At 53.0% G+C, this 21,205-nt stretch carries 19 protein-coding genes; 9 read left to right on the forward strand and 10 right to left on the reverse strand.

The annotated features are described in order from the left end of the window. Positions 1-89 precede the first annotated feature (89 nt). From AADB16_RS06690 to AADB16_RS06710, 5 genes are all read left to right on the forward strand, one after another. Complete coding sequence (locus tag AADB16_RS06690) at positions 90-1,523, forward strand: DUF5666 domain-containing protein (RefSeq protein WP_410802180.1); 1,434 nt, start codon at positions 90-92, stop codon at positions 1,521-1,523. A 91-nt stretch (positions 1,524-1,614) separates the two neighbouring features. Beyond that, the gene (locus AADB16_RS06695; RefSeq protein WP_410802182.1) at positions 1,615-2,493 is read left to right on the forward strand and encodes a DUF6502 family protein; all 879 of its coding nucleotides are present in this window, start codon (positions 1,615-1,617) and stop codon (positions 2,491-2,493) included. Next, positions 2,490-2,891 carry a DUF6502 family protein gene (locus tag AADB16_RS06700; RefSeq protein WP_410802183.1) on the forward strand — a complete coding sequence of 134 codons (402 nt, stop codon included), beginning with the start codon at positions 2,490-2,492 and terminating at the stop codon, positions 2,889-2,891. The genes AADB16_RS06695 and AADB16_RS06700 overlap by 4 nt, the downstream gene beginning before the upstream one ends. Before the next feature lie 51 nt (positions 2,892-2,942). Continuing rightward, positions 2,943-4,433 carry a DUF5666 domain-containing protein gene (locus AADB16_RS06705; RefSeq protein ID WP_410802185.1) on the forward strand — a complete coding sequence of 497 codons (1,491 nt, stop codon included), beginning with the start codon at positions 2,943-2,945 and terminating at the stop codon, positions 4,431-4,433. A gap of 214 nt (positions 4,434-4,647) precedes the next feature. After that, entirely contained in the window at positions 4,648-6,588 is a 1,941-nt protein-coding gene (locus AADB16_RS06710) for a methyl-accepting chemotaxis protein (RefSeq protein WP_410802187.1), read from the forward strand. 28 nt (positions 6,589-6,616) lie between these two features. Here the strand turns inward: AADB16_RS06710 and AADB16_RS06715 are convergent, their stop codons facing one another. Then, positions 6,617-7,582, reverse strand: coding sequence for an NAD(P)H-dependent flavin oxidoreductase (locus AADB16_RS06715; protein ID WP_410802188.1), 966 nt, complete (start codon positions 7,580-7,582; stop codon positions 6,617-6,619). A gap of 127 nt (positions 7,583-7,709) precedes the next feature. Here AADB16_RS06715 and AADB16_RS06720 point away from each other — a divergent pair, with 127 nt between their 5' ends. From AADB16_RS06720 to AADB16_RS06730, 3 genes are all read left to right on the forward strand, one after another. After that, positions 7,710-8,441 carry a DsbA family protein gene (locus AADB16_RS06720; protein ID WP_410802190.1) on the forward strand — a complete coding sequence of 244 codons (732 nt, stop codon included), beginning with the start codon at positions 7,710-7,712 and terminating at the stop codon, positions 8,439-8,441. Between the two features lie 139 nt (positions 8,442-8,580). Then, on the forward strand, positions 8,581-9,597 hold the full coding sequence (locus AADB16_RS06725) for a rhodanese-related sulfurtransferase (RefSeq protein ID WP_410802192.1): 1,017 nt from the start codon (positions 8,581-8,583) through the stop codon (positions 9,595-9,597). Positions 9,598-9,638: 41 nt separating this feature from the next. Further along, positions 9,639-10,388, forward strand: coding sequence for a YdiY family protein (locus tag AADB16_RS06730; RefSeq protein ID WP_309043531.1), 750 nt, complete (start codon positions 9,639-9,641; stop codon positions 10,386-10,388). Between the two features lie 16 nt (positions 10,389-10,404). Here the strand turns inward: AADB16_RS06730 and AADB16_RS06735 are convergent, their stop codons facing one another. The 5 genes from AADB16_RS06735 to AADB16_RS06755 all read right to left on the reverse strand — a co-directional run bounded on the left by AADB16_RS06735 (position 10,405) and on the right by AADB16_RS06755 (position 16,575). Continuing rightward, complete coding sequence (locus tag AADB16_RS06735; protein ID WP_309043530.1) at positions 10,405-11,352, reverse strand: YbgA family protein; 948 nt, start codon at positions 11,350-11,352, stop codon at positions 10,405-10,407. Next, a complete protein-coding gene (locus AADB16_RS06740; protein ID WP_410803607.1) occupies positions 11,349-13,586 on the reverse strand; it encodes a glycosyltransferase in 2,238 nt (745 codons plus the stop codon). The genes AADB16_RS06735 and AADB16_RS06740 overlap by 4 nt, the downstream gene beginning before the upstream one ends. Then, positions 13,583-14,641, reverse strand: coding sequence for a lysylphosphatidylglycerol synthase transmembrane domain-containing protein (locus AADB16_RS06745; protein WP_410802195.1), 1,059 nt, complete (start codon positions 14,639-14,641; stop codon positions 13,583-13,585). Before AADB16_RS06745 ends, AADB16_RS06740 begins: the two co-directional genes overlap by 4 nt. A 39-nt stretch (positions 14,642-14,680) precedes the next feature. Then, positions 14,681-15,703, reverse strand: coding sequence for a DUF6160 family protein (locus tag AADB16_RS06750; RefSeq protein ID WP_410802197.1), 1,023 nt, complete (start codon positions 15,701-15,703; stop codon positions 14,681-14,683). A 209-nt stretch (positions 15,704-15,912) separates the two neighbouring features. After that, entirely contained in the window at positions 15,913-16,575 is a 663-nt protein-coding gene (locus AADB16_RS06755) for a GntR family transcriptional regulator (RefSeq protein ID WP_309043527.1), read from the reverse strand. Positions 16,576-16,773: 198 nt separating this feature from the next. Here AADB16_RS06755 and gloA point away from each other — a divergent pair, with 198 nt between their 5' ends. Further along, the gene (gloA, locus tag AADB16_RS06760) at positions 16,774-17,322 is read left to right on the forward strand and encodes a lactoylglutathione lyase (protein ID WP_309043526.1); all 549 of its coding nucleotides are present in this window, start codon (positions 16,774-16,776) and stop codon (positions 17,320-17,322) included. Here gloA and AADB16_RS06765 read toward each other — a convergent pair whose 3' ends face one another. Genes AADB16_RS06765 through AADB16_RS06780 form a run of 4 tightly spaced genes read right to left on the reverse strand, consistent with a single transcriptional unit; the run spans position 17,323 to position 21,141 of the window. After that, entirely contained in the window at positions 17,323-18,279 is a 957-nt protein-coding gene (locus AADB16_RS06765; RefSeq protein WP_410802199.1) for a DMT family transporter, read from the reverse strand. After that, entirely contained in the window at positions 18,276-18,929 is a 654-nt protein-coding gene (locus AADB16_RS06770) for a LutC/YkgG family protein (RefSeq protein WP_410802201.1), read from the reverse strand. Before AADB16_RS06770 ends, AADB16_RS06765 begins: the two co-directional genes overlap by 4 nt. Beyond that, positions 18,926-20,365: a LutB/LldF family L-lactate oxidation iron-sulfur protein gene (locus AADB16_RS06775; RefSeq protein WP_410802203.1), complete on the reverse strand. Its 1,440-nt coding sequence runs from the start codon at positions 20,363-20,365 to the stop codon at positions 18,926-18,928. The genes AADB16_RS06770 and AADB16_RS06775 overlap by 4 nt, the downstream gene beginning before the upstream one ends. After that, complete coding sequence (locus AADB16_RS06780; protein WP_309043522.1) at positions 20,362-21,141, reverse strand: (Fe-S)-binding protein; 780 nt, start codon at positions 21,139-21,141, stop codon at positions 20,362-20,364. Before AADB16_RS06780 ends, AADB16_RS06775 begins: the two co-directional genes overlap by 4 nt. Positions 21,142-21,205: the final 64 nt, after the last annotated feature.

Below are 21,205 nucleotides of genomic sequence, written 5' to 3' on the forward strand. Positions count from 1 at the left end.
TTCCCAATTATATTCTTGGGAATTTAATCCCAATTCGTCGCGATGTATTACAGAGCAGCATTGGCCGTTGTCGGTCCGGGAGAAAAGCAATGAAGCGGAACACACTCTATTCAGCAATTAAAATGACCATCGCAGGCGCGGTTCTGGGATCTTTGGCAGCGTGCGGTGGCGGTTCTGATTCGGGCACAACGACTGCCGGTTCTAATGGCAGCAGCATGGGCCCGGTTTCCGGATTTGGTAGCGTGTACGTTAACGGCACACATTTTCAGATTAACAATGCGCAGTACCGAGGCGACGACGGCATAGAGCGGGAGACGCAGCTGGAAAAAGGCATGATTCTGAAGGTAACCGGCACTTGGGGGCGCGATGGCGAGGGCGAGGCGCAGTATATTTATTACGACGACACCCTGCGTGGCCCGGTTGACTCAATCACCTGGGATGAATTAACGAAAACCGGCGTTATTGTCGTCGCCAAACAAAATATAGCGATCAACAACCGCACAGTGTTTAAAGGCGCAACGCCAGTGGAGCTAAAAGCCGGCGTGGAGAGCACCACGGATGACTATCATGTTCGCATTAGTGGTTATCGCTTGGCCAATGGCGAGTTTCAGGCAAGTTTTGTGGGTGTGATGGACGCTAGTGCGCCTTGGCCATATGGGCGTTATGAAGTGGAGGTAGAGGGCGCTGTTTCAAACCTTGGCGTAGATACTTTTGAAATAAATGGTCTGGTTGTCAACTACCAGTCAGCAACGTTTGATGGCGGTACTGCGGGAGATCTTGCAGACGGTGTGATCGTTGAAGTTGAAGGCAAGCTGGAGAATGGCAAGCTGACCGCCTTCGAGATTGAATTCGAAGACGATATGTTCGAGGAGGATGAAGACGTCGAAATCTCCGGGGCGATTACCTCGGCTTACGATTCAGAAACCGGGCAGTTCTACCTCAACGGAACACTTATTCAGCTCACCGACGATACTGACTTTGATGATGATATTACCGTTGAGCAGCTTACTGAGGGCGCGGAAATCAAAGTAGAGGGTGAATACCGCAACGGGATCATCGTTGCCGAAGAAATTGAAACCCGTGATGGCGATGCCCAACTGTCAGGCTTTATCGAAAGCAAAGAGCAGGGTGGGGAAGTCTTGATGGTCAGCGGCGTGCGGGTCACATTGACTGATAGCACACTGATTGAAGACGAAGACACCGAAGACGCTCAAGAATCTGTCGTTATGCGCAACCAGGATCTTGAAGGCCTGAACCTTGGCGATTATCTCGAAATTGAAGGTAGGGAAACGGCGGAAAACGGCGGCGGTTTGATTGCTTTTTATATTGAGCGTGATGACGGAGGTGAGTTGGAATTGGAAGGCAAAATCAGCAGCCTCACCGATACAACGGTCACCGTTATGGGGCTGGAACTTCAGACTGATCTTGACCTGGCTGGCTTCCAGGTAGGCGACGACGTTGAAATTGATTTTGAAGAAGTGAACGGTCAGTACCGCATCGTAAAGATTGAAGCCGACGATTAAGCGCGGGTATCACCAATAGTAAACCGGGCCAGACTAGCTGATAAAACAGAAGGTCTGGCCTGCGACTAAAAATGGGAATATAATCCCAATCATGAAAGAAGCCCTCTCCAACTCATTGCACCAGGCCCTGTTCCGCATTCTGCGACCTCTTGCGAGGTTGTTGCTGCGCAACGGCATTCCCTATGGTGAGTTTGCCGAACTGGTCAAGCGAGCTTATGTGGAAGCAGCGCTGGAGGACTTCCCGGGTGAACGGCGCAAGCCTACCGATTCGGGTGCGGCGGTTATGACGGGGTTAACGCGCAAAGAAGTTAAACGTCAGCGGGAGATTCTTGCGGGCCAGCACATAGGGAAATCTGAAGTGCTGCATGCCAACCGGGCATCTCGCGTAGTGTCTGGTTGGGTGCATGATGCCAAGTTTCAGAGCGCTGCAGGAGAGCCCGCTATATTGCCTTTTGATGGGGCATTGAGTTTTAGCGAACTGGCAAAAAAGTACAGTGGAGATATGCCCCCGCGTTCTGTGCTGGATGAGCTGTTAAGGGTTGGGGTGGTGTCTGTAGATAGTGACACCGGCAATTTGACTCTTACGCAAAGAGCTTATGTGCCGGTCGGAGACAGTCAGGAAATGCTCCAGATCTTTGGTGAGGATGTATCAGACCTTATAGCGACGGTGGATCATAACCTGGTCTGCAACGCTGGCAGTCAACGGCCTTTGTTCCAGCGCACGCTGACGTATAACAACATTCCACCGGAAGTGATGGAGGCATGGCGCGCGCACGCGGCAGAGCAATCCCAGAAAATGCTGGAGCAGTTGGACTCCTGGCTGGGTCCAAAAGACCGCGATGTCTCGGGCAACCAGACAGCGGGCTCACCTCAGGACTCCTATAGAACAGGCGTCAGTGTTTTCTTTTTTGAAGAAGTTACTGTTGCAGAAACATCTCCACTCGGCTCTAAAAGTGAGAGGGCTTTATGAATTCCAGCAGCCAGCCTAAGTTTGTGTGTCGCTGGGAGCCTACCGAGCTTGCCAGCACTATATTGTCTTCTCCAAGTCGTGAAGTCGTCAGGCATTGGATCAGTGCGCTTGGATTTCTTGATGAAAATCTGCACCCGGTGCTGCTGTCGATGAATCATCTGAAAGAACCTTCGTTCAGCCAGCTGGTGCAGGCGGTTAATCCCGGGCTTTCCTCTTCTGTGGTTCTAAACGAGCTGCTACGTAAAGGCGTGGTTGAGCAGCTGGATAGCGGGCAAATACTTCTCAGGCGCAGTACCTACATACAGGATGTGCCCAGCTTTGAGGTTTCGCCTGGAATCAGACGCCAAAAGCATAGACCCGGCGAGAACGCGGGGCGGCGGTACAGCGATGATACTTGATAAGGCGTCCGAAATTGTGATGCAACAGGCCTTTCCAAAATGGTGAGCACAATGAAACCGATATCCCGCAAACGTTTATTGACTGCACTGGCGGCTCTCTTGACTCTCGGGCTGTTCTCCGCCTGTGGTAGTGAGTTTAAAGTAGCGGATGGTGGCATTCGCGGCACCGGGTCCAGCGTGGGGCCGGTATCGGGGTTTGGTAGCGTGTTTGTGAATGGCGTTGAGTTTTTTACTGATTCTATTCTCAACGCGAAAGTAGAAAGCAATGATGGGATTGATACGGAAGGCGATCTTAATGAAGGCATGATTCTGCGAATTGAAGGGCAGTGGCGTCTTGATGGCACCGGAGCTGCAGAGTCCATGGAATATGACGACACCTTACGCGGTGATGTATCCAATCTGGTACGGGGGGCGACGGGCGATTCAATTACATTTGAAATATATGGGCAGCAGGTTGTCGCCGACAGACAAACTGTTTTGAAAGGCAGGACGCTTGCAACTCTGGCTAACAACGACTTTGTTCGAATCAGTGCTTGGCGGCAGTCAAACGGCGTATACCGAGCCAGCTATATTGGCTTCAATAACGGCTTCAATCCAGAGCTTCACGGTGCTGACCCCGTAGAGCTGGAAGGCCGGGTTGATGCGGACTCTGTCGAAACTGACCGGTTCACCATGAATGGTGTTGTAATCATGTTTGATGACCGCAGCTTTGCCCAAGGGCTATCCGCTGAAGATTTGAAGCCTGGAGTCTATTTTGAGGTGGAAGGTGATAAGGCGTCAGTTGGAGGCGCGATTGTTGCGACAAGGATTCAGTTCGATGATTTTCGACGCTATCGTCCGGTCGGCGAAGATATAGAGATAGCAGGGCCGATATCATCAACCTATAACGAGGTAGACAGAACCTTCGGGCTGAACGGATTGATGATACAGGTGACAGGTAGCACGGAGCTGGATGATGTAACGCTCGGAGAACTCAAAGAAGGCTTGCTTGTGCAGGTTGAGGGCGACTTTGTTTCTGGCAATCTGGTTCGAGCTACCGAAATTGAAGCTCGGGATGGTAATGCTGAAATCAAAGGAGTGGTTGGTGCGGTAGAGCTAAGCTCGAACAGCTTGACGCTAGGAGGGGTGCGAATTGTCATAACATCCAGAACGATCATTACAGATGATGATGCTGACGAGCCGCTGACGATTAACGACTTGGTGCCTGGCGATCAAAATGTCTATGTAGAAGTGACCGGACTGCAGAAAGATGACAGCAACGGTAGCGTATATATGGAAGCCACTCAGATTGAACGGGAGTCTTCAGGAGATCCCGGGGAGTTTGAGATCAAGGGTGCTTTAACCAGGGAGAACCTGACTCCCACGACGATCAGGATTCTTGGTTTGCGAATAGATGCCAGCGATGACGTGTTTGACGGAACTGACAGAGCAGAGTTGGACGCCTTGTTTGATGAAGGGAGACAAGTGGTGCTTGAGGTTGAATATAGGCGAAAAGCCAGTACTACTGACCAATACGAAGCACTCAGTGTCGAGCTGGATTGAATTCCTTTAGGTCGTAGTATTGGCCTGTTATTCGCCCCGGAAAACCGCCGGGGCGCCCCTCTTGAACCCCACCTGTTTTACCCTCTGCAACAAATCCCTGCATAAAGAAGTCCCCCTTTGTCGTCTGCTTTGCTACAACTGTTATAAAGAAGCATCTAAATGACAAAAATAAAGATACCCCGCTCGCCGGAGTAGCATGTTGAGGGATTGGTGTATGGCCTCTCGTTTCTTGAAAAATTTGTTCACCAGCAGGCTGTTTCGGCCAGTGTTTATTGTTCTGGTGGTGGCTGGACTGGCACAGGTTTTTATCAGTCAGTGGTTGGTCACAAATCAGGTTGAGCGCTTGATAGACACCGCCGGCTCCGCACTTGAAACCAGCAGCGATCAGCTCAGTGAATCCTTTGAAACTACCCGCGACGATGTTCGCCTGCGCTTGCAAGCCATGCGCGAAGAAAGCGTAAGGGAGCTGACTGAAGAACTAACCCTCCAGCAGAGCCAGCAGCAGGAACGCGTGGCGGAGAATGTCCGCAATGCTGTTATGGCAGAGGCGCAAGGGCTGGCAGATGTACTGGCGGCGGTTGCTGCACCACTGATCTGGGACAGGGATATTCCACGGTTGACCGAGCTCGTGGAACTGGCAGACGCCCGGGAGTCTGTGCTCTTCGCTATCTATTTTGACCAGTACGGTAAACGCATGACCCGCTACGTTGATCGTACCGATGAACGGGTGCTCGCTCTGATGGAACAAGGTGACGGGGGCGGTGCGGCCAATCGGGTGTTGGACGCTGCAAGCCGTGATCCGAATGTTGTCATTATAACGGCAGACATCAAACCAAAAGGTTCGGCGATTGGGCAGCTGAAAATCGGGTTGGCATTGGATGGTATTAATCGCGACCTTGCGTCTTTAAAAGCAGAGTTCAGTGCTGCCCTTGCCAGCAGCATTGATGCCTCAAGGAAAACCCTTGAGGCTGAAACCGATCAGGTTAACCAGAGGCTTCAGCAGCAACTGACAGATATTGGAGCCGGCGCGCAATCCCATATCAGCAAGACAGTTGATGCCCTTCGCCGCGAAGCAGCAGGCTTGTCGTCGAGCCTGACACTGGTTGCGGTTAGCTCCATGGTTGTTCTTCTGATTCTGGTGGCAGCGGTGCTTGGAGGGAGCGTGTTGCCGAGGGTTCTGCGCCTGAATTCCGCCATCCGCGGCATTGCCGATGGGGAGGCAGACCTGACTCGCCGGGTGAACCTGAAAGGCAATGATGAGCTGACGGAGATGGCTCGAGGTGTTAACCAGTTTATTGCCCGCATTCAGGAGTTGGTTACCGATGTTAAAAATTCGGCGGAGGTCGCTGTCGGAAAGGCTCGGGCACAGGGTGAGGTCAGCCGGGATGCGGTTGCAGCAGTCAGTACACAGCAGCAGGAAGTTGTGGACGTATCTGAAACCATGGCGGCCATGTCCCACAGCATTGAGGGAGTTGCACAGAATATTCAGGAAGTAGCCGGAGCAGTACGAAGTGTTAGCGCTGAGAGTGATGCAACAGCGGCTATCTCCCGGGATGTCCTTAAGCGCCTCGACGATGTCGTGCTCAATGTACAGCGGGCCGTGGAAGCCGTCAGTGCACTGGATAAGCAAAGCACACAAATTACGTCGGTTTTGTCGGTAATAGGCGCCATTGCGGAGCAGACCAACTTACTGGCACTTAACGCGGCGATAGAAGCAGCCAGAGCGGGTGAGTCGGGCCGTGGGTTTGCTGTTGTTGCCGATGAGGTGAGAACTCTGGCAAGCCGAACTCAAGCATCCACTACCGAAATTGAAGCCATCATTGCGCAACTGCAGCAGGGCAGCAAACAGGCTGTATCGGTGATTGGCAAAGTATCAGAGCAGGTTGTGGAATCGTCTGCGGAGTTTCGCCGTGCCGATGAGCATTTTGACCAGATCAATCAGCTACTCAGTAGCTTGCAGGAACAGGCGCTGAACATCGCATCTGTGGCAGGGCAAGAGGGCCAGCAAGCACAAAGGGTGAGTGTAAGTGTGGAAGGTATTGCGCATACAGCTGAGGTAACTGTGGAAGCCATCCAGCGTTCCGATACGGCCAGTCTTGAAATCAGCGAACTACTGGTGGCCCTTCAGAGCAATGCATCCCAGTTCCGTGTTTAACGGAACCGGGGGCATTTTCAATGATGCATCAGGTGCAAAGCCGCGCACGCGCGCTTTGATATTCTTGCTTCAACCTTGATACCAGAGCCTCTACGCTGACCACATCGGTAATCTGGCTCACACCCTGGCCGGCGGACCAAACGGTCTTCCAGGCTTTGGCTTCATCATCCATTGGTTTCAGTTTTTCACCGTAATTGATTTCACCCGGCTGGTTTAGTTTGGCCATATCGAATCCGGCGGCTTCCAGGCTTTGCCTCATGAAACTGGCCGGCACACCGGAAACCGCCGGGGTATGAATAATATCGCTGGATTCCGACTCGATAATCATGTCGCGGTAGGCATCGTCGGCGTTTGATTCAGTGGTGTTGATAAAGCGCGTACCCATGTAGGCTAAATCTGCGCCCAAGGCTTGAGCCGCCAATATATCTTCACCGTGGGAAAGCCCACCGGCGAGCAAAACCGTGCCATCAAACACCTCCCGGATTTCGTGAACCAGAACAAACGGGTTGGTGGTGCCCGCATGACCACCGGCACCGGCAGATACCGCAATAACACCATCCACTCCAGCCTCGGCAGCTTTACGAGCATGCTTCTGATTGGTTACATCGTGGAACACCACGCCGCCATAGCTATGCACGGCCTCTACCACCTGGCTGGCAGCCCCTAGCGAGGTAATGATGATGGGCACCTGGTGCTTTACACAAAGTTCCAGATCGGCCTGCCAGCGAGGGTTGGAGCGATGTACAATCAGGTTGACTGCATAAGGAGCAATATTGGCATCCGGCTGTGCGTCTTTCAGTTTGCCGAGGCCTTCGTTCATCTGAACCAGCCACTCTTCAAAGCCTTCGCTTGTGCGTTGGTTCAGAGCGGGGAAACTCCCAACAATGCCCTCGCGACAGCACGCAAGTGCCAGTTCAGGGCCGGATATCAGAAACATGGGGGCGGCAATGAGTGGCAGGCTTAAAGAATCCGCACGGAAGGCTGGAAGTGGCATGAGATCTCCTTAATTTATATTGGAACTTATGTAGGATATAGAGGATCTTAGCCTGCCTGAGTGATTGTGGGAATGTTCGCCTGCTAACAATTATCAGGTTACCTCTGCAAAATAAAAGGAGTTAAACATGGGTGAAGCAAAACGTCGTAAAGAAACCGGTGCACCGCCACCCCGGCAAACCCAGTCGAAAAAGCCGCTGGTTATTGTGGTGAGTGTGTTGGCTCTGGCTGCGATTGTTACTGGTGCCTTTTTCCTGACAGCCGCCCCGACGCCAAACTCAGATGAGTTGCCTGTTGCTGCGCCTAACGCGGAAGCCTTCCCGGCGGAGTTGGATCAGTATGGTGTTTCTGTCGGTGCTGACGACGCTCCGGTGGTTGTGCGTGAGTTTGCCGATTATCAGTGCCCGGCCTGCGGCCTGTTTGCCCCAGCCAGCAAGCGTTTGAAGCAGGAATATGTGGAGGCAGGGAAAGTCCGTTTTGTGTATTTCGACCTTCCCTTGCAACAGCACCAGAATGCGTTTCCAGCAGCCCAGGCTGCCCGCTGCGCCGGCGATCAGGGTGCATACTGGGAGATGCATGAGCGCCTCTACGATTCACAAAGCGAATGGAGTGGCTCCAACGACCCAGTGGCCACCTTTACGCGTTATGGTAAGGATCTTGGGCTTGAAGAGCGCCGTTTACGCCGTTGCATGACAACCGAATTGCATCGGGAAATGATCGAAGCGAGCCGTCGCGCAGCGATGCAACTGCAAGTGACCAGTACGCCCACCGTGCTGGTGGATAACATTCGCCTGACTCGCCCGGGTTGGGGCCAGCTTTCTGCGATTGTTGAGCGGGAGCTCGCCAACGCTGAAAAGTAACTGCCTGATGCTGGCTTCGGCCAGCCCTGACTTGAACAAAAGCCTGAGTGGGTTAGAATCTTCGCCCTCTCTGGCTTGAACCTTCCAGATAAACACACTGATGCTCCGGATTTACGATCCGGCCTGCAGGAGACTCCCCATGAGCAACAACGTTGTTGTGTGCGCGCTCTATAAGTTCGCCGTTCTGAATGATTACAAAACCCTTCGCCACCCACTGCTGGATATCATGCAAGCTAACGGTGTGCACGGCACTTTGTTGCTGGCCCGTGAAGGTATTAATGGCACCATCGCCGGAAGCCGGAGCGGGATTGATGCTGTGCAAGCCTGGCTGAACGCAGATGATCGCTTTGACGGTATTGATTACAAAGAGTCCTACGTAGATATTCAGCCCTTCAAACGTACCAAAGTGAAACTCAAAAAAGAGATTGTCACCATGGGCGTTGATGGCATCGACCCGAAGCGCATTGTGGGCACCTACGTGGAGCCGGCTGAATGGAACGCGTTGATTTCAGACCCCGATGTGCTTCTTGTAGACACCCGCAACCAGTATGAAGTGGAAATTGGTACTTTCGAGCACGCCATTAACCCCGCCACGGACACCTTTCGCGAGTTTCCGGAATACGTGAAGCAGAACCTCGACCCGGCGAAGCATAAAAAAGTGGCCATGTTCTGCACCGGTGGCATTCGTTGTGAAAAGTCCACGGCTTACCTGAGAGAGCAGGGTTTTGAAGAGGTTTATCACCTTAAAGGCGGCATTTTAAAGTATCTGGAAGATGTGCCGGAAGAGCAGAGCCTCTGGAAAGGTGAATGTTTTGTATTTGACGACCGGGTGACGGTCAATCATCGTTTGGAGCGCGGCGGTTATGACCAGTGTCATGCCTGCCGTCGGCCGATTACCGAGGCTGATAAAGAGCACCCGAACTATGCACAAGGCGTGAGCTGCCACAGGTGTATTGATTCCCTGAGTGACGAGCAGAAGGCACGCTTCGCGGAGCGAGAGCTTCAGATGCGACTGGCCGAGGCTCGGGGAGAGGCACATGTGGGTGGCGACGCCGCTCGGGTAATTGCCGAACGCAAAGCGCGCAAGAAGTCAGAACGGGAGCGCCAGGCCAAAAAAAGCTTGAAAGGTGAGCGTTCAAACGCCCCCGCTCCTTAATATTTGTTCATGCGCCTGAACTGACTATTCAAGGAGATTTCATGAGTTTTAAGAAAACCGTTGCCGTTATTGCCATCACAGCTGCGCCACTGGCCTACGGCCAGGATGCCAAAAACTGGGAAGGCGAGGCAGAGCTCGGTGTGCTTATGACTTCTGGTAATACCGAAGAAACCAACATCAACGGGCGCCTTGGGTTGGTGCATGAGGTAATAGACTGGCGCAATATTGCTGATTTCAGCTCTAACTACTCTGAATCCCAAAACGAAACCACAGGTGCCGATCAAACCACAGCCGAGAAGTATAAGGCAGCCTTGGAAACCAATTACAAGTTTGATGAAAGCCAGTATTGGTTTTTGCGCGGCACTTATGAGAAAGATCGCTTTTCCGGCTATGATTTCGAATCCACGGCTACTACCGGTTATGGAAACCGGGTTTGGCAGCGGGGTGAGCGTTCGTTCCTCGATCTCTCGGCCGGTGCTGGTTACCGATATAACAAGCTGGAAGTATTGAACGCCGACGGCGAAGACGTCGAGAAAGAGGCCATTGCGAGGCTGGCGGCTCAATTCAACTACGCGCTCTCAGAGAATGCGCTGTTTCACCAAAAGCTGAGCACGGAAATCGGACTCGATGAGAACAACGTGATCAGCCAGTCAGAAACGGCTATCAAGGCCAACCTGGTCGGCAACTTGTCAATGAAAGCAGCCTATCGGTTGAAGCACGTTTCCGATGCGCCTGCGGGTGTAGAGTCCACAGATACCGAAACGGCGATCACCTTGCTTTACGGCTTCTGAGGCAGGCTCAGCCTGATTACACCTTGTTTCTGAGCCCCAGCTCATCCGGGTAGGGGCTCAGGTACTGTTGCAGTTTCAGATAATCTGCCGGTTCCCTGCGTTGTGCCATTCGCAGCAGTGTCATGGGCACAATCAGCGGCACTTCGCCGCGACCGTACGCATTAATTTGTTCTATCAGAACCTTGCGATCTTCACCCTCCATGGCATCTCTCAGATAGCCCATCAGATGCTGCATCACGTTTATATGTGAGCCGCGACTTACCTTACCGGTCATGGCTTCCATAAAACCCTGGATATAGCGGGTGGCAATGGTTTCCAGAGCTTCTGATTTTAGATCGCTTAGCATTGGCCCCAGTTGCCGATAGATCTTTTCCGAGTGTGCCAGGAGCTGGAATTTGTGGCGGGTATGGAACTCGATCAGTGCTTTAGCCGTGAGGTTTTCGCCGGCAACATTTTGCATCCAGTCGTCGTAGGCAAACACACGTTCTACAAAGTTTTCCCGCAGTGCGTCATCGTTCAGCCGGCCTTCTTCCTCAACCGGCATTAGCGGGTAGGCGCGCATAAGAGCTTCAGCAAACATGCCTTGCCCGTCGCGTCGCACTACCTGGCCTTCCGGGTTGTGAACTTTGATGCGCGCCATACCGCAGCTAGGGGATTTGGCCATCAGAATGTAACCGCGCAAACTGGCCAAGTCTGGCATGATCCCGCTGGTGAAGTCCTGCATGGCACCGGTGTGGTCAGCAGTGCCTTTGGTTTCTGTCAGGCGCATGCCTTCCGGGTATTCGCGCAGATGAATGGCGGGGCGGGGGACACCCAGGCCAGCCTCCAGTTCAGGACAAATTGGACGGAATTCAAAATGCCGTGACAGCACCTCAGTGCAATAGCGAGAATGTTTGTGGCCACCATCATGACGGACTTCTTTGCCCAACAGACACGTGCTGATACCTACAGGAATGCCGCTCATGCATTTCTCCGTTTTAGTTGACGCTTCTCGCTGACTGCCAAAGTTGTAGCGTAGATCTCGCGAACATTCGAGGCAAATTGTTCAACGGAAAAGTCTTTCGAAAATGCCAGAGCTTGTTCTGAAAGTGTGTTTCTCAATTCCTCATCCTCCAGCAATTTTTTTACCTGAGCACACCATAGATCTTGTCTCTCGGGCGTTTTGAAGCCATTTATACCGTGTCGCACAACGTCGTCGATACCACTGGAACGCACCGCAACCACAGGCAAACCGGCAGCCATAGCCTCCAGAATGACCATGCCTTGAGTTTCAGATTTGGAGGCAAACAAAAAGGCGTCACCCAAACGATACCACGTTGCCATTTTCTCCGGCGGCACAGCACCAACCAATGTGATCTGATCTTCCAGTCCCAGTTCTTGAATTTTGTTTTGCAGACGCTCTTTTTGGTGGCCTTCGCCGATCATCAGAAAGTGAAAGGGTTTAGTCGACTCCTGATGTAGCCTGCCGATGGCCTCGATCATGAAATCGATGTTTTTCTCGTTCGATAATCGCGACACGCTGACGAAAACCGTTTCATTCTTAAGGTTCAAAGCCTGTCGGAGTTCTGCGATCTCCTCATCCGTTACCGCTTGAAATCGCGTGTACTCAATGCCCGTAGGCTGCACAAAGGTGGGTGTTTTCACGCCAATCATCCGAAGATATTCCTCAGTGGAATAGGTGGGTACGATAACGCCATCGCATTTATTGGCGAAGCGTTTGATAAGAGCGTGGGATATCAAGTTGCGGAAAATAAGCCCTGGCAAGGGTACGAAATGTGCGTAGTGCTCAAGCCGGGTGTGGTAGGTATAAATTGCCGGCACCTTTAGGCGGCGCGCCATGAACAACCCGAGCGAGCCCAGCCAGAAAGGGTGGTGCAGGTGGATTATATCTGGATGAAAGGCGCGCACACGTTTGCGGATACGACCAAGAAATATGTTGGCCAGGCGGAACTCTCGCTTCTCCCCCATGGCAAGCAATGAAGGTACCCGCAGCGCATGTTCTTCTACTACGGGTTGATCTTTGTAACGCGGTGCGACTACTAAAAGCTTGTCGCCAAGCTGCTCCAGCCCCTTTTTTAGTCGCGCAATGGAAATAGGCACGCCGCCGATGAAGGGTAGATAATTATTGGTGAACATGGCCACCCTTAAAGGTTTGTTCAGCCAGGGCGTAGGGTCCAGGTTGTAGTCGGGGTAGTAGTCCTTGCCAATGAAAATCATGGCGTAGAGTTTGATAGTGATGGCGGCAAACACTGCCACTATAAGAATGAAATTAAGGTAGCCAACATAGAACAGTGAATACACGAAGAACCAGAGGCTTTCGAGCTGTTTGAGTATAGGGTGCTGGCCAACTTCCAGTTTTCGGAGCGTATGGCTGACCTCGCCCTCAGGGCTGACGCTGACACGCACGTAGTGGTAAAAACTGGTGTCGTTGTTCAGTATTAAGCCGCCGGCACCCCCCGTGGTGACGAACAGCGTGTTGCCCAGCTGTTTTTCAGAATACAGCGAGAGGTTGGAGGAGAACACGAATTTAATGTTGTGTTTTTCTACCATCTTCAGGAGTGCATCCCGAAACTCCGGCGGCTCAAGATAATCTTCGGGCTGATCAAGCAAGGCATCTTCTACTGGCTTTAATAGCGGGTGGCCAATAAACAGGATTCGTGCCTTTGACGTGTCTTGGCTCAGGAGATCTTCCAGCCAACGCACCTGCCACTCCCAGGGCGTTTTTCCAGTACTGTCGAGAAAGATAAGCCGGCTGTTGCCCGCTTGAATGCTATAGAAGTGCGGGCCAAAGTGGTCATAAAAGCGGAAGCTGCCAAAGTTGTCGAATTCATGGGCGCCGAATGTGAGAAGGTAAGGAATATCCAGGTGGCGGAGACTTCCATAGAGCGCGCGATACTTGTCCTCGCCGCCGCTGCTCACTGCGTTGCCGGCAGAAACCAGAAAGTCCGTTCCCGAGGTGTTTAGTTCCGGAATAATGCGATCTTCGAAAACCCCAACCGAGTTGTTGATATTTCCCAGCACAGCAAAGCTGAAGGCCTGATCGTTTGGGACGTTGCGCTGAATCTGCTCCACCTGGGCAGTATGCACGCCCGCAAAATCTTCCAGAAATACGTTCAGGTAGGTTTTGTAACCCAGGAGAAGAATGACGGTCAGCAGGCAGAGATAGAACAGTAACTTAAGTGGATTTCGAAACATTATCCGGATTTCCTGCGGCGTTTAATGAGTTCTTTCTGCAGCACGCCCAGGCCGATGAACATGCCGAGATAGATAGTTATCAGGCGCCAACTCACAATAACCAGAATCAGATGGTTTCCTGAGAGAATGCCGCTGAAGAAACTTCCGAATACACCTTCTGAAATACCCGATGCGCCCGGGGTTGGTGAGAAATACATTATAAATGTTGTCACAACCAGAAGCCCCAGCGACATCAGGTAGTCGATATCGTACCCCAGGCTATGAATCAGCAGAGCAGGGAAGCTGAACAGGCTCAGCAGGAATACCGCTGTAAATAGAACGGAAAGCACTACAAAGAGCGGCTTGCCCTGCAGGTAGTCCCCAAAACTGTGGGAAAAGCGCAGCATCTCTCGCTTAGCCTTGAACTGCCAATGCATATGGCGAGTATCGGTTATGAGTTTCCAGCGATTGAGAATCCTGAGTAGCCCACTGAAGGGCCCGATAAGCCAGCGTGTTCGGAACAGAAGAATGACGAAAAAGCCCAGATATATAAGGATGAATATTGCTAATGCCATGCCCAGATCACCTGTGATGCTCTGGCCATTAAACGCATCCAGAGTCAGCAGAAAGACGGGCGTTAGGGAGAAAATGAAAAGCACCGCCAGCACGGTCCTGATGGTGGTTGCAGCCGTGGCTCTGCCCACCGGAACCCCATGGCGGTGCAGATACCATATCTGAGCGAAGCCACCACCGGTGGCCATAGGCGTGACGTTGGAAAAGAACAAGTTGATAAAAACCAGACGGAAAATAACGGGAAAGGATAAGTGGTGGCCGAGCGCACGCAGCGTGAAATGCAAACGTAAGCCATCAGAAACGAAATACACCAGCAACAGCCCAGTGAGAGCGGTGAGGGTTTGTGGTGCAATCAACCGGATATCGAAACTGATGCTCTGCCCTGCGAACTGGTCGTACACGGCGTAAAGCCCTGCCACCGTGAGCGCGATAAAGAGCAGGCTGAACAGTGCGAGGCGTTTTGCAGAAGCTGGATGCTGACCGTTGGTATTAATGTGTTCGTTCATGGGCTGCCCGTCAAAGATGGACGGGCAGTTTACAAGACTCTAGTGACCGTAAACCATCATGGTGGTATCTGTAATGGCGAAATCGGTGAAACTAACGCTGCCAATACTGGCCTGGCCCACTTTGAATATGGGCATGTCGATATCAGCCCGGAATTCGACGTCGTGAATCGAAAGGCCGTCTTTTCCAGTAGCGGCGCTGGTGCCTCGGGAGATTTTTGCCGTTGCGCTCGCCATTCCGAAGTGGCCCAGCGTGTCGTTGCCGCGCCGGTTATGAATTTGCAGGTCTTCAATTCTCACGGCTGCAAAGTTAAACACAAAGATTAAATCTGCAGCATCCCAATTCAGGCTTCCGTTCGTGACTTCAAAATGGGTATCGAGCTGCAATTCGGCTCCGGATACCTGGTTGCCATTGGCCAGAGTGCGCGTGGTAGCACTATCGTTTCGGATAACCAGATCTGTAGGGCCTACGTAGCCTTGCAGCAATACATCAGAAAACAGAGTGGCAGTGCCTTCTGTGCCAGTGGTCGTAACGCTTCCTACGGCGAGCTCAAAATCTATTGCTTGAAGATAGTCGGTCAAACTGGTTTGGGCGCCATAGTTGGTTGCACCCAAGTGAATAACCAGATCGCCGCTATTGAACTGCTTGCCGAACTCACCATTAACGGAATATTTCGCCAAAGCATCGGCTACATCGGGATCGGTGGTACTAAGGAGCCCGGCATTTGCCCGGCGCGCAATTTCTGAGAAACCGTGCTCAAGAACTTCACCGGTGCCAGCAATATCCACCGTAAGCTTCAGGTTATCCAATGTGGTGTCGTTGTGCCCGGAAAGCCGCATGTTGTTCACACTTAGTGTGCCCTCATCCGTCCACGACAGGCGATCAATGTTGATTTTGGTTTCCAGTTCGATGGTAATGCCGGCCTGGCCTGATACGCCCGACAGTGTGCTGTCATCCAATGGCAGAAATTCGGCCATGGCAGTAGCAGGCAGGGATAGAGCAAGCACCCATAATGAAAGCGCTGTTGATCGCGTGGTGCGGCGACAGGTGTGCGGATGAATCATGACGGCCCCGGCTTCATGGTTTGTTTTGTTGTTGTTAGCAGGGAGTCTTTGCCAGACTCCCGGGCCGCAGGGGACAGCGTAACCAATGCAGCGGGAATAAGGTTTTGTTACATGTTGTTACGATAAGTAGGAAGCAGCGATATGTCTGTGCGCTTGGTCACAGTTGGAGGGTCGGCTTGGAGTATGGTCTGCCTGCTGGGCTGCCGCCTCTAGCTGGAGCTCAGGGCCCTTTGAATCATTTCTTTTTGGTGCTCAGCAAACTCTCGAATCAGAGCTTGAGCCTGCTTCACATCCCGCGCTAGAACAGCCTGCGGAAGGCGGGTAAAAAACTGACTTGTCTGGGTCAGGCCATGTCGATAACGCTCGGCACTCAGATAATATGCGCGACTAACCGCTGGCTTGAAGTTTGAAAGAGCCTCTGTGAGATAAGTGTTACCTACTAAATCACAGCAAGCCTCCATCACCTCAAAGCTGGCTTCCACTACTGCCGTAATATCTGCCGATGGTGCTCGCATTTGCTCCACTGCCTGAGAAACAACGGCCATCACTCGATCCCGGTCGCTTTCCTGCCAACGTTCGCATAGTTTAGCTGCCAGCATCATCAGCAGGTGCATGTAAACGTCGTACAGCTCAGACGCATGTTCAGCATCCAGTTTTGAGGCAGATGCGCCTTTTCTTGGGGTGATTTCCACAAGATGCCACCGCTCAAGGGTGTAAAGCGCTTCTTTTACCGAGGCGCGGCTCACCTTGAGCTCGGTGGCGAGAGTGGCTTCCTGGATGCGTTTACCAGGCTGGATTTGCCCGGTCATGATGCGCTCTGCCAGATAGTTGGCGATCTGCTCTGCCAGGGTGTTAGGCACCTTGAAATCCATACAGGTTCTCTGAAAGCGTTTTGAAAACTGGCAGGCCGGGAACAGGCACGGAACCAGCGGGACAGGTTGTGGGCGCAAGTTTATCATAGCTTGTGCGCCGCTTTTGATCTGCGTTGCGGAATGACCACCCCTTGAAATTGTGCAGACGAGGACGCAGGTATACAGCCTGAATTCTCGATAGCAAATAAGGGAAGCCCCATGCCCAAGCATTTTGAACAAGCCCCCGGACTATACGAAGAGCCGGTTCCAGAAACGGAAGGCTATGTATTTAACCAAACCATGCTGCGCATTAAAGACCCTGAGCGCTCAATGGACTTCTATACCCGTGTGCTGGGAATGCGGTTGGTGCGCAAACTTGATTTCCCCGAAATGAAGTTTACGCTCTATTTTCTTGCCTACCTTGATGACCGCCAAGCTAACTATGTGCCTTCAGACGATGGGCATCGAACCACCTACACGTTCGGGCGCGAGGCAATGCTGGAGTTGACCCACAACTGGGGAACTGAAAACGACGCTGACTTCGCCTACCACAATGGCAACGATCAGCCACAGGGTTTTGGCCACATTGGTATTGCAGTACCAGATGTTTACACGGCTGCCGAGCGGTTTGACAAGTTGGGGGTTGAGTTCGTCAAGAAGCCCGACGATGGCAAGATGAAAGGCCTGGCTTTTATCAAGGATCCGGATGGCTACTGGATTGAGATTCTGCAGCCTAATATGCTGGAAAAGCAGCGCAAGGATAGCTGATCAGTTTGACGTTGCGGTGCCGCTTGCAGGAGCGGCACCGGGCTTTCCTCCATAACGCGAGGCCACAATAACCGCCGCAGTGAGTATGAATGCGCCCGCAATTCCCACCGGCCCCAGAATCTCTCCCAAAATTATCCAGGCGAGCAAGGCAACGAACAGTGGCTCCAGCGTAACAATAATGCTGGAGAGCGTTGCTGGTGTGGTTTTCATGCCTGCAAAGAAGCTCACATAGCCAATGCAGGTGGGCACAATGCCTATCACGGCTACCATCAACCAGTGCCTAATCTTAAGCTCTTCAAGCCCCTCAAGCCCGCCACTGAGCACTACCACGGGAAGTAGGATGAGTGCGGCCGTAAAAAAACAAATGAATGCTGTGGTAAAGACGGATGTGCCGGTGGAGCTGTAGCGACTGGTCAGGGTGAAACCCGTGTAAACCAGCGCGGCCAGCAGCGCCATGAGAATACCGGCCAGACGCAGTGTACCGCTGGTATCCATATCACTGAACACCAACATTGCGGTGCCCATAACGGCAGTCATCAGCGCCAGAACAGTTATCAGGCTTGGCTTTTCCCCCAGTAACGGCGCCGAAAGCAATGCGACCAACACCGGCGGCAAGCACAGGGCGATCAATGTGGCGATACCCGCGCCGGTTAGGTCCACGGCCAACAGATAACTGCCTTGATAGATGGCTTGGAAAAGACCAAGCGCTGCAAGCGGCGCGAGAGATCGTAAACTTAGCTGCCGCAATGAGCTGCCTGGCGCATTGGTGGCAGCTTTTTGAAGTTGTCGTTGTTCCCTGCGCATCAGTACCCAGAAAAACGGTAGGGCAACGGCCAGCCTGAGAAAGGCCAGGGTGGTAGCTTGCAGGTCAGTCTCGGTAAACAGAAACTTTGCAACTATTCCCGTTGTCGCCCAGAGCAAGGCGGCCAGGGCGATCAGTAGAGCACCTCGAATCATTCTATAACCAGTACGATGAGTTCTTTCGGGCCGTGGACACCGTAAGCGAGAGTTTGCTCAATGTCCGCGGTTTTGGATGGCCCGGAGACTAACAAAGCGTTTGTCGGCATGCCAGAAGCCCAACTCTGTGCTTGCATGGCCTCGTGAAAGGTTGCGTAGAGCTCGGAGGCTTCCAGTACCGCAATATGGATGGGCGGAACAAGGCTCATCAGGCGAGGCTCGTCTGGAGTGGGCCACAGGATCAAAGACCCTGTCTCGGCTATGCCGCCCCGGGTGGAGGTGATGCTGGCATCAACGTTGTTGAACAGGTGAGGCTGCCAGCTTTCAATGGGTTCGTCATAGATCAGCAGTTCCGGCAAGCCATCTTGTTCGAATTCACGTAACCTGCGGCCAATTTCGTGTGCTCCGGGAACCAGCAGACAGCGTGCATCGCGCGCGGAAAGGATGTCGGCAAGCTGAGCAACCCAGGAATCCCGCGTGCAACTATGTACTTCCCCGTGCACGGACTCAATGGTCTTCTGGAATTGCTCAATCCTTTCCGCCACAGAGGACACCGGCCGCTGCAATACTGAAAAGTCGCACTCTGGCACGCTTAACTCGCCACCGCTTCGGTTTCGCAGGCGCTGTAAAATGCTGTCCCGTGCGCTCATTGGTCGCGCTCCTTCATTTTTTGATGGAGTGTTTTGTTAGCTAGCTTTGGTGCCGTTCGATATTTTGTCCAGCCCCCAAGCTGCCCGGGTTGTAGCATACGCAGGCGGGCGGCCACTGCAGTACCAAACCGGTAAATGCCCGGACGCGCATGCATCCAGCTCCAGCCGTTCCAGATCAGTGCTTCCAGGGTTCCACGTTTCGCTCCATGGCCTCGCACTTTAGCGGGGTTAAGTTTGTCGCCATCCACGGACTCCTGGCGCAGGCGTACCAGTAAATCCGGAATCGGAATTTTAACCGGGCACACTTCACCACAAGCACCACACAGGCTTGAGGCTGTTGGCAGGTGCCGGCCTTCATCCAGCCCGATCAGGTGGGGCATCAGGATTTTGCCGATTGGGCCGGGGTAGGTGGTGCCATAAGTGTGGCCACCCACGCGGGTATAAACCGGGCAGTGGTTCATACAGGCGCCGCAGCGAATGCAGCGCAGGGTGTCCAGCAGCTCGTCATCCTGGTAGATGGACGAGCGGCCGTTGTCGACCAGCACCAGGTGAACCTCTTCGGGGCCGTCGAGTTCTTCAGGCTTGCGCGGGCCAGAGATCATATTGAAGTAGGTAGTGATGTGCTGCCCGGTGGCGGATCGGGTAAGCAGGGCCAGAAGTGGCACCACATCCTCCAGAGTGCCCACCACCTTTTCTATACCGGTAACCGCAATATGGCAGGGCGGCACCGTGGTGGTCATGCGGCCGTTGCCTTCATTTTCCACCAGGCAAAGCGTCCCGGTTTCAGCCACTGCAAAGTTTACACCTGTAACACCCACATCGGCATTCATGAACCTTTCACGTAACTGCTGGCGGGCGCTGGCGGTGAGGTACTCCACATCGCTGGACAGATCAGTACCGGTTTTCTCGTGCATGAGCTCAGAAATTTCACCGGTATTCTTGTGAATCGCGGGCATGATGATGTGAGACGGTGTCTCGCCGGCAAGCTGGACGATGTATTCGCCCAGATCGGATTCCAGTGCTTCAATACCGTGTTCTTCGAGGTAATGGTTCAGCTCCATTTCCTCAGACACCATGGATTTACCTTTGATGACTGTTTTGGCATTCCTGGCTACACAAATATTCCGCACGATCCGGCAAGCCTCGTCGCCATCAATTGCCCAGTGCACCTTGATACCGTTTGCGGTGAGCTTTGTCTCAAGCTGCTCCAGTAAATCGGGCAGGTTTGCCAGTGCCCGCAGGCGGATGTTGGCGCCCAGTTCTCTTAAGGCTTCCAGGTCCATGCCTTCAAAGGCGTCTTTGCGCTTGCTGATAAGCCCGTCCATAGCCCTGCGGAAATTCTGGCGTAGTTTGGGATCTGCAATGGCAGCCTGGGCACGGGGGTGAAATTCTTTTACATCAATGTGGTGTGGGTTTGCTGATGATTCAGAGTTCATGACTCGCCCCCTTTTCCGGGGTTAGTGCGATTCCAGAGAAAGCTCAGGATGTGCTGGCCAGCCAGGGGTTTGCGATTCTTCTCTGCATAGCCGGCAATGTTCATAAGACAGCCGCAATCCGTTGTCACAAACTCACCGGCGCCAGTATCGGTCAGAGTGTCTACTTTTTCGCTGACCATGGCCCCTGAAATCTCCGGGTGGCGCACGGCAAACGTGCCACCAAAGCCACAACACTCTTCCGCCCGGGTTTGCTCAACCAGGCTGACATTGTTGAGTTGACCAATGAGCCGGGGGCCAACTTCCGCAACGCCCATCTCCCTGCGAGCTGAGCAAGAAGTGTGCATTGCAACCGTGGTGGGCTCACCCACGTCTTCCAGTTTTATATGGCAAACGTTCAGAAGAAAATCCGTCAGCTCCCAGGTTCGCGCGGCAATGTCGATGGCTTTGGCTTCCTGGCGGGTGTGCTTGAACAAGCTGGGGTAATGCTTTCGCATCATTCCGCCACAGGAACCGGATGGCACAACGATGGGCCAGTCCTCCGGGAACAGGTCGAGCTGGGCCTTAGCAACCGCCCGGGCTTCATCATGATAGCCAGAGGTGTAGGCCGGCTGGCCGCAACACGTTTGGTCTTCGGGAAAGCAAACCTTGATACCTTCGCGCTCGAGCAGTTGTATCCCGGCCATACCCGCATCGGGGTAAAACATGTCTATCAGGCAGGTCGCGTAAAAATAAACGTGGGAAGGTTTTGGCGGGTAAATCTTGATGGGATCTGCCATAGCGTGCCACTCGAGCTGGTTATCATTGTTGTCCAGCAATCATAGAGTGGCGGCCGGGGTGTTG

The sequence above is a fragment of the Marinobacter sp. KMM 10035 genome (assembly GCF_046537445.1).
Classification (GTDB): Bacteria; Pseudomonadota; Gammaproteobacteria; order Pseudomonadales; family Oleiphilaceae; genus Marinobacter; species Marinobacter sediminicola.

What these genes read in the sequence shown, in the direction of transcription:
- AADB16_RS06690 (WP_410802180.1), top strand. Translation starts at nt 90, where the DNA reads ATGAAGCGGAACACACTCTATTCAGCAATTAAAATGACCATCGCAGGC.
- AADB16_RS06695 (WP_410802182.1), top strand. Translation starts at nt 1,615, where the DNA reads ATGAAAGAAGCCCTCTCCAACTCATTGCACCAGGCCCTGTTCCGCATT.
- AADB16_RS06700 (WP_410802183.1), top strand. Translation starts at nt 2,490, where the DNA reads ATGAATTCCAGCAGCCAGCCTAAGTTTGTGTGTCGCTGGGAGCCTACC.
- AADB16_RS06705 (WP_410802185.1), top strand. Translation starts at nt 2,943, where the DNA reads ATGAAACCGATATCCCGCAAACGTTTATTGACTGCACTGGCGGCTCTC.
- AADB16_RS06710 (WP_410802187.1), top strand. Translation starts at nt 4,648, where the DNA reads ATGGCCTCTCGTTTCTTGAAAAATTTGTTCACCAGCAGGCTGTTTCGG.
- AADB16_RS06715 (WP_410802188.1), bottom strand. Translation starts at nt 7,582, where the DNA reads ATGCCACTTCCAGCCTTCCGTGCGGATTCTTTAAGCCTGCCACTCATT.
- AADB16_RS06720 (WP_410802190.1), top strand. Translation starts at nt 7,710, where the DNA reads ATGGGTGAAGCAAAACGTCGTAAAGAAACCGGTGCACCGCCACCCCGG.
- AADB16_RS06725 (WP_410802192.1), top strand. Translation starts at nt 8,581, where the DNA reads ATGAGCAACAACGTTGTTGTGTGCGCGCTCTATAAGTTCGCCGTTCTG.
- AADB16_RS06730 (WP_309043531.1), top strand. Translation starts at nt 9,639, where the DNA reads ATGAGTTTTAAGAAAACCGTTGCCGTTATTGCCATCACAGCTGCGCCA.
- AADB16_RS06735 (WP_309043530.1), bottom strand. Translation starts at nt 11,352, where the DNA reads ATGAGCGGCATTCCTGTAGGTATCAGCACGTGTCTGTTGGGCAAAGAA.
- AADB16_RS06745 (WP_410802195.1), bottom strand. Translation starts at nt 14,641, where the DNA reads ATGAACGAACACATTAATACCAACGGTCAGCATCCAGCTTCTGCAAAA.
- AADB16_RS06750 (WP_410802197.1), bottom strand. Translation starts at nt 15,703, where the DNA reads ATGATTCATCCGCACACCTGTCGCCGCACCACGCGATCAACAGCGCTT.
- AADB16_RS06755 (WP_309043527.1), bottom strand. Translation starts at nt 16,575, where the DNA reads ATGGATTTCAAGGTGCCTAACACCCTGGCAGAGCAGATCGCCAACTAT.
- gloA (WP_309043526.1), top strand. Translation starts at nt 16,774, where the DNA reads ATGCCCAAGCATTTTGAACAAGCCCCCGGACTATACGAAGAGCCGGTT.
- AADB16_RS06765 (WP_410802199.1), bottom strand. Translation starts at nt 18,279, where the DNA reads ATGATTCGAGGTGCTCTACTGATCGCCCTGGCCGCCTTGCTCTGGGCG.
- AADB16_RS06770 (WP_410802201.1), bottom strand. Translation starts at nt 18,929, where the DNA reads ATGAGCGCACGGGACAGCATTTTACAGCGCCTGCGAAACCGAAGCGGT.
- AADB16_RS06775 (WP_410802203.1), bottom strand. Translation starts at nt 20,365, where the DNA reads ATGAACTCTGAATCATCAGCAAACCCACACCACATTGATGTAAAAGAA.
- AADB16_RS06780 (WP_309043522.1), bottom strand. Translation starts at nt 21,141, where the DNA reads ATGGCAGATCCCATCAAGATTTACCCGCCAAAACCTTCCCACGTTTAT.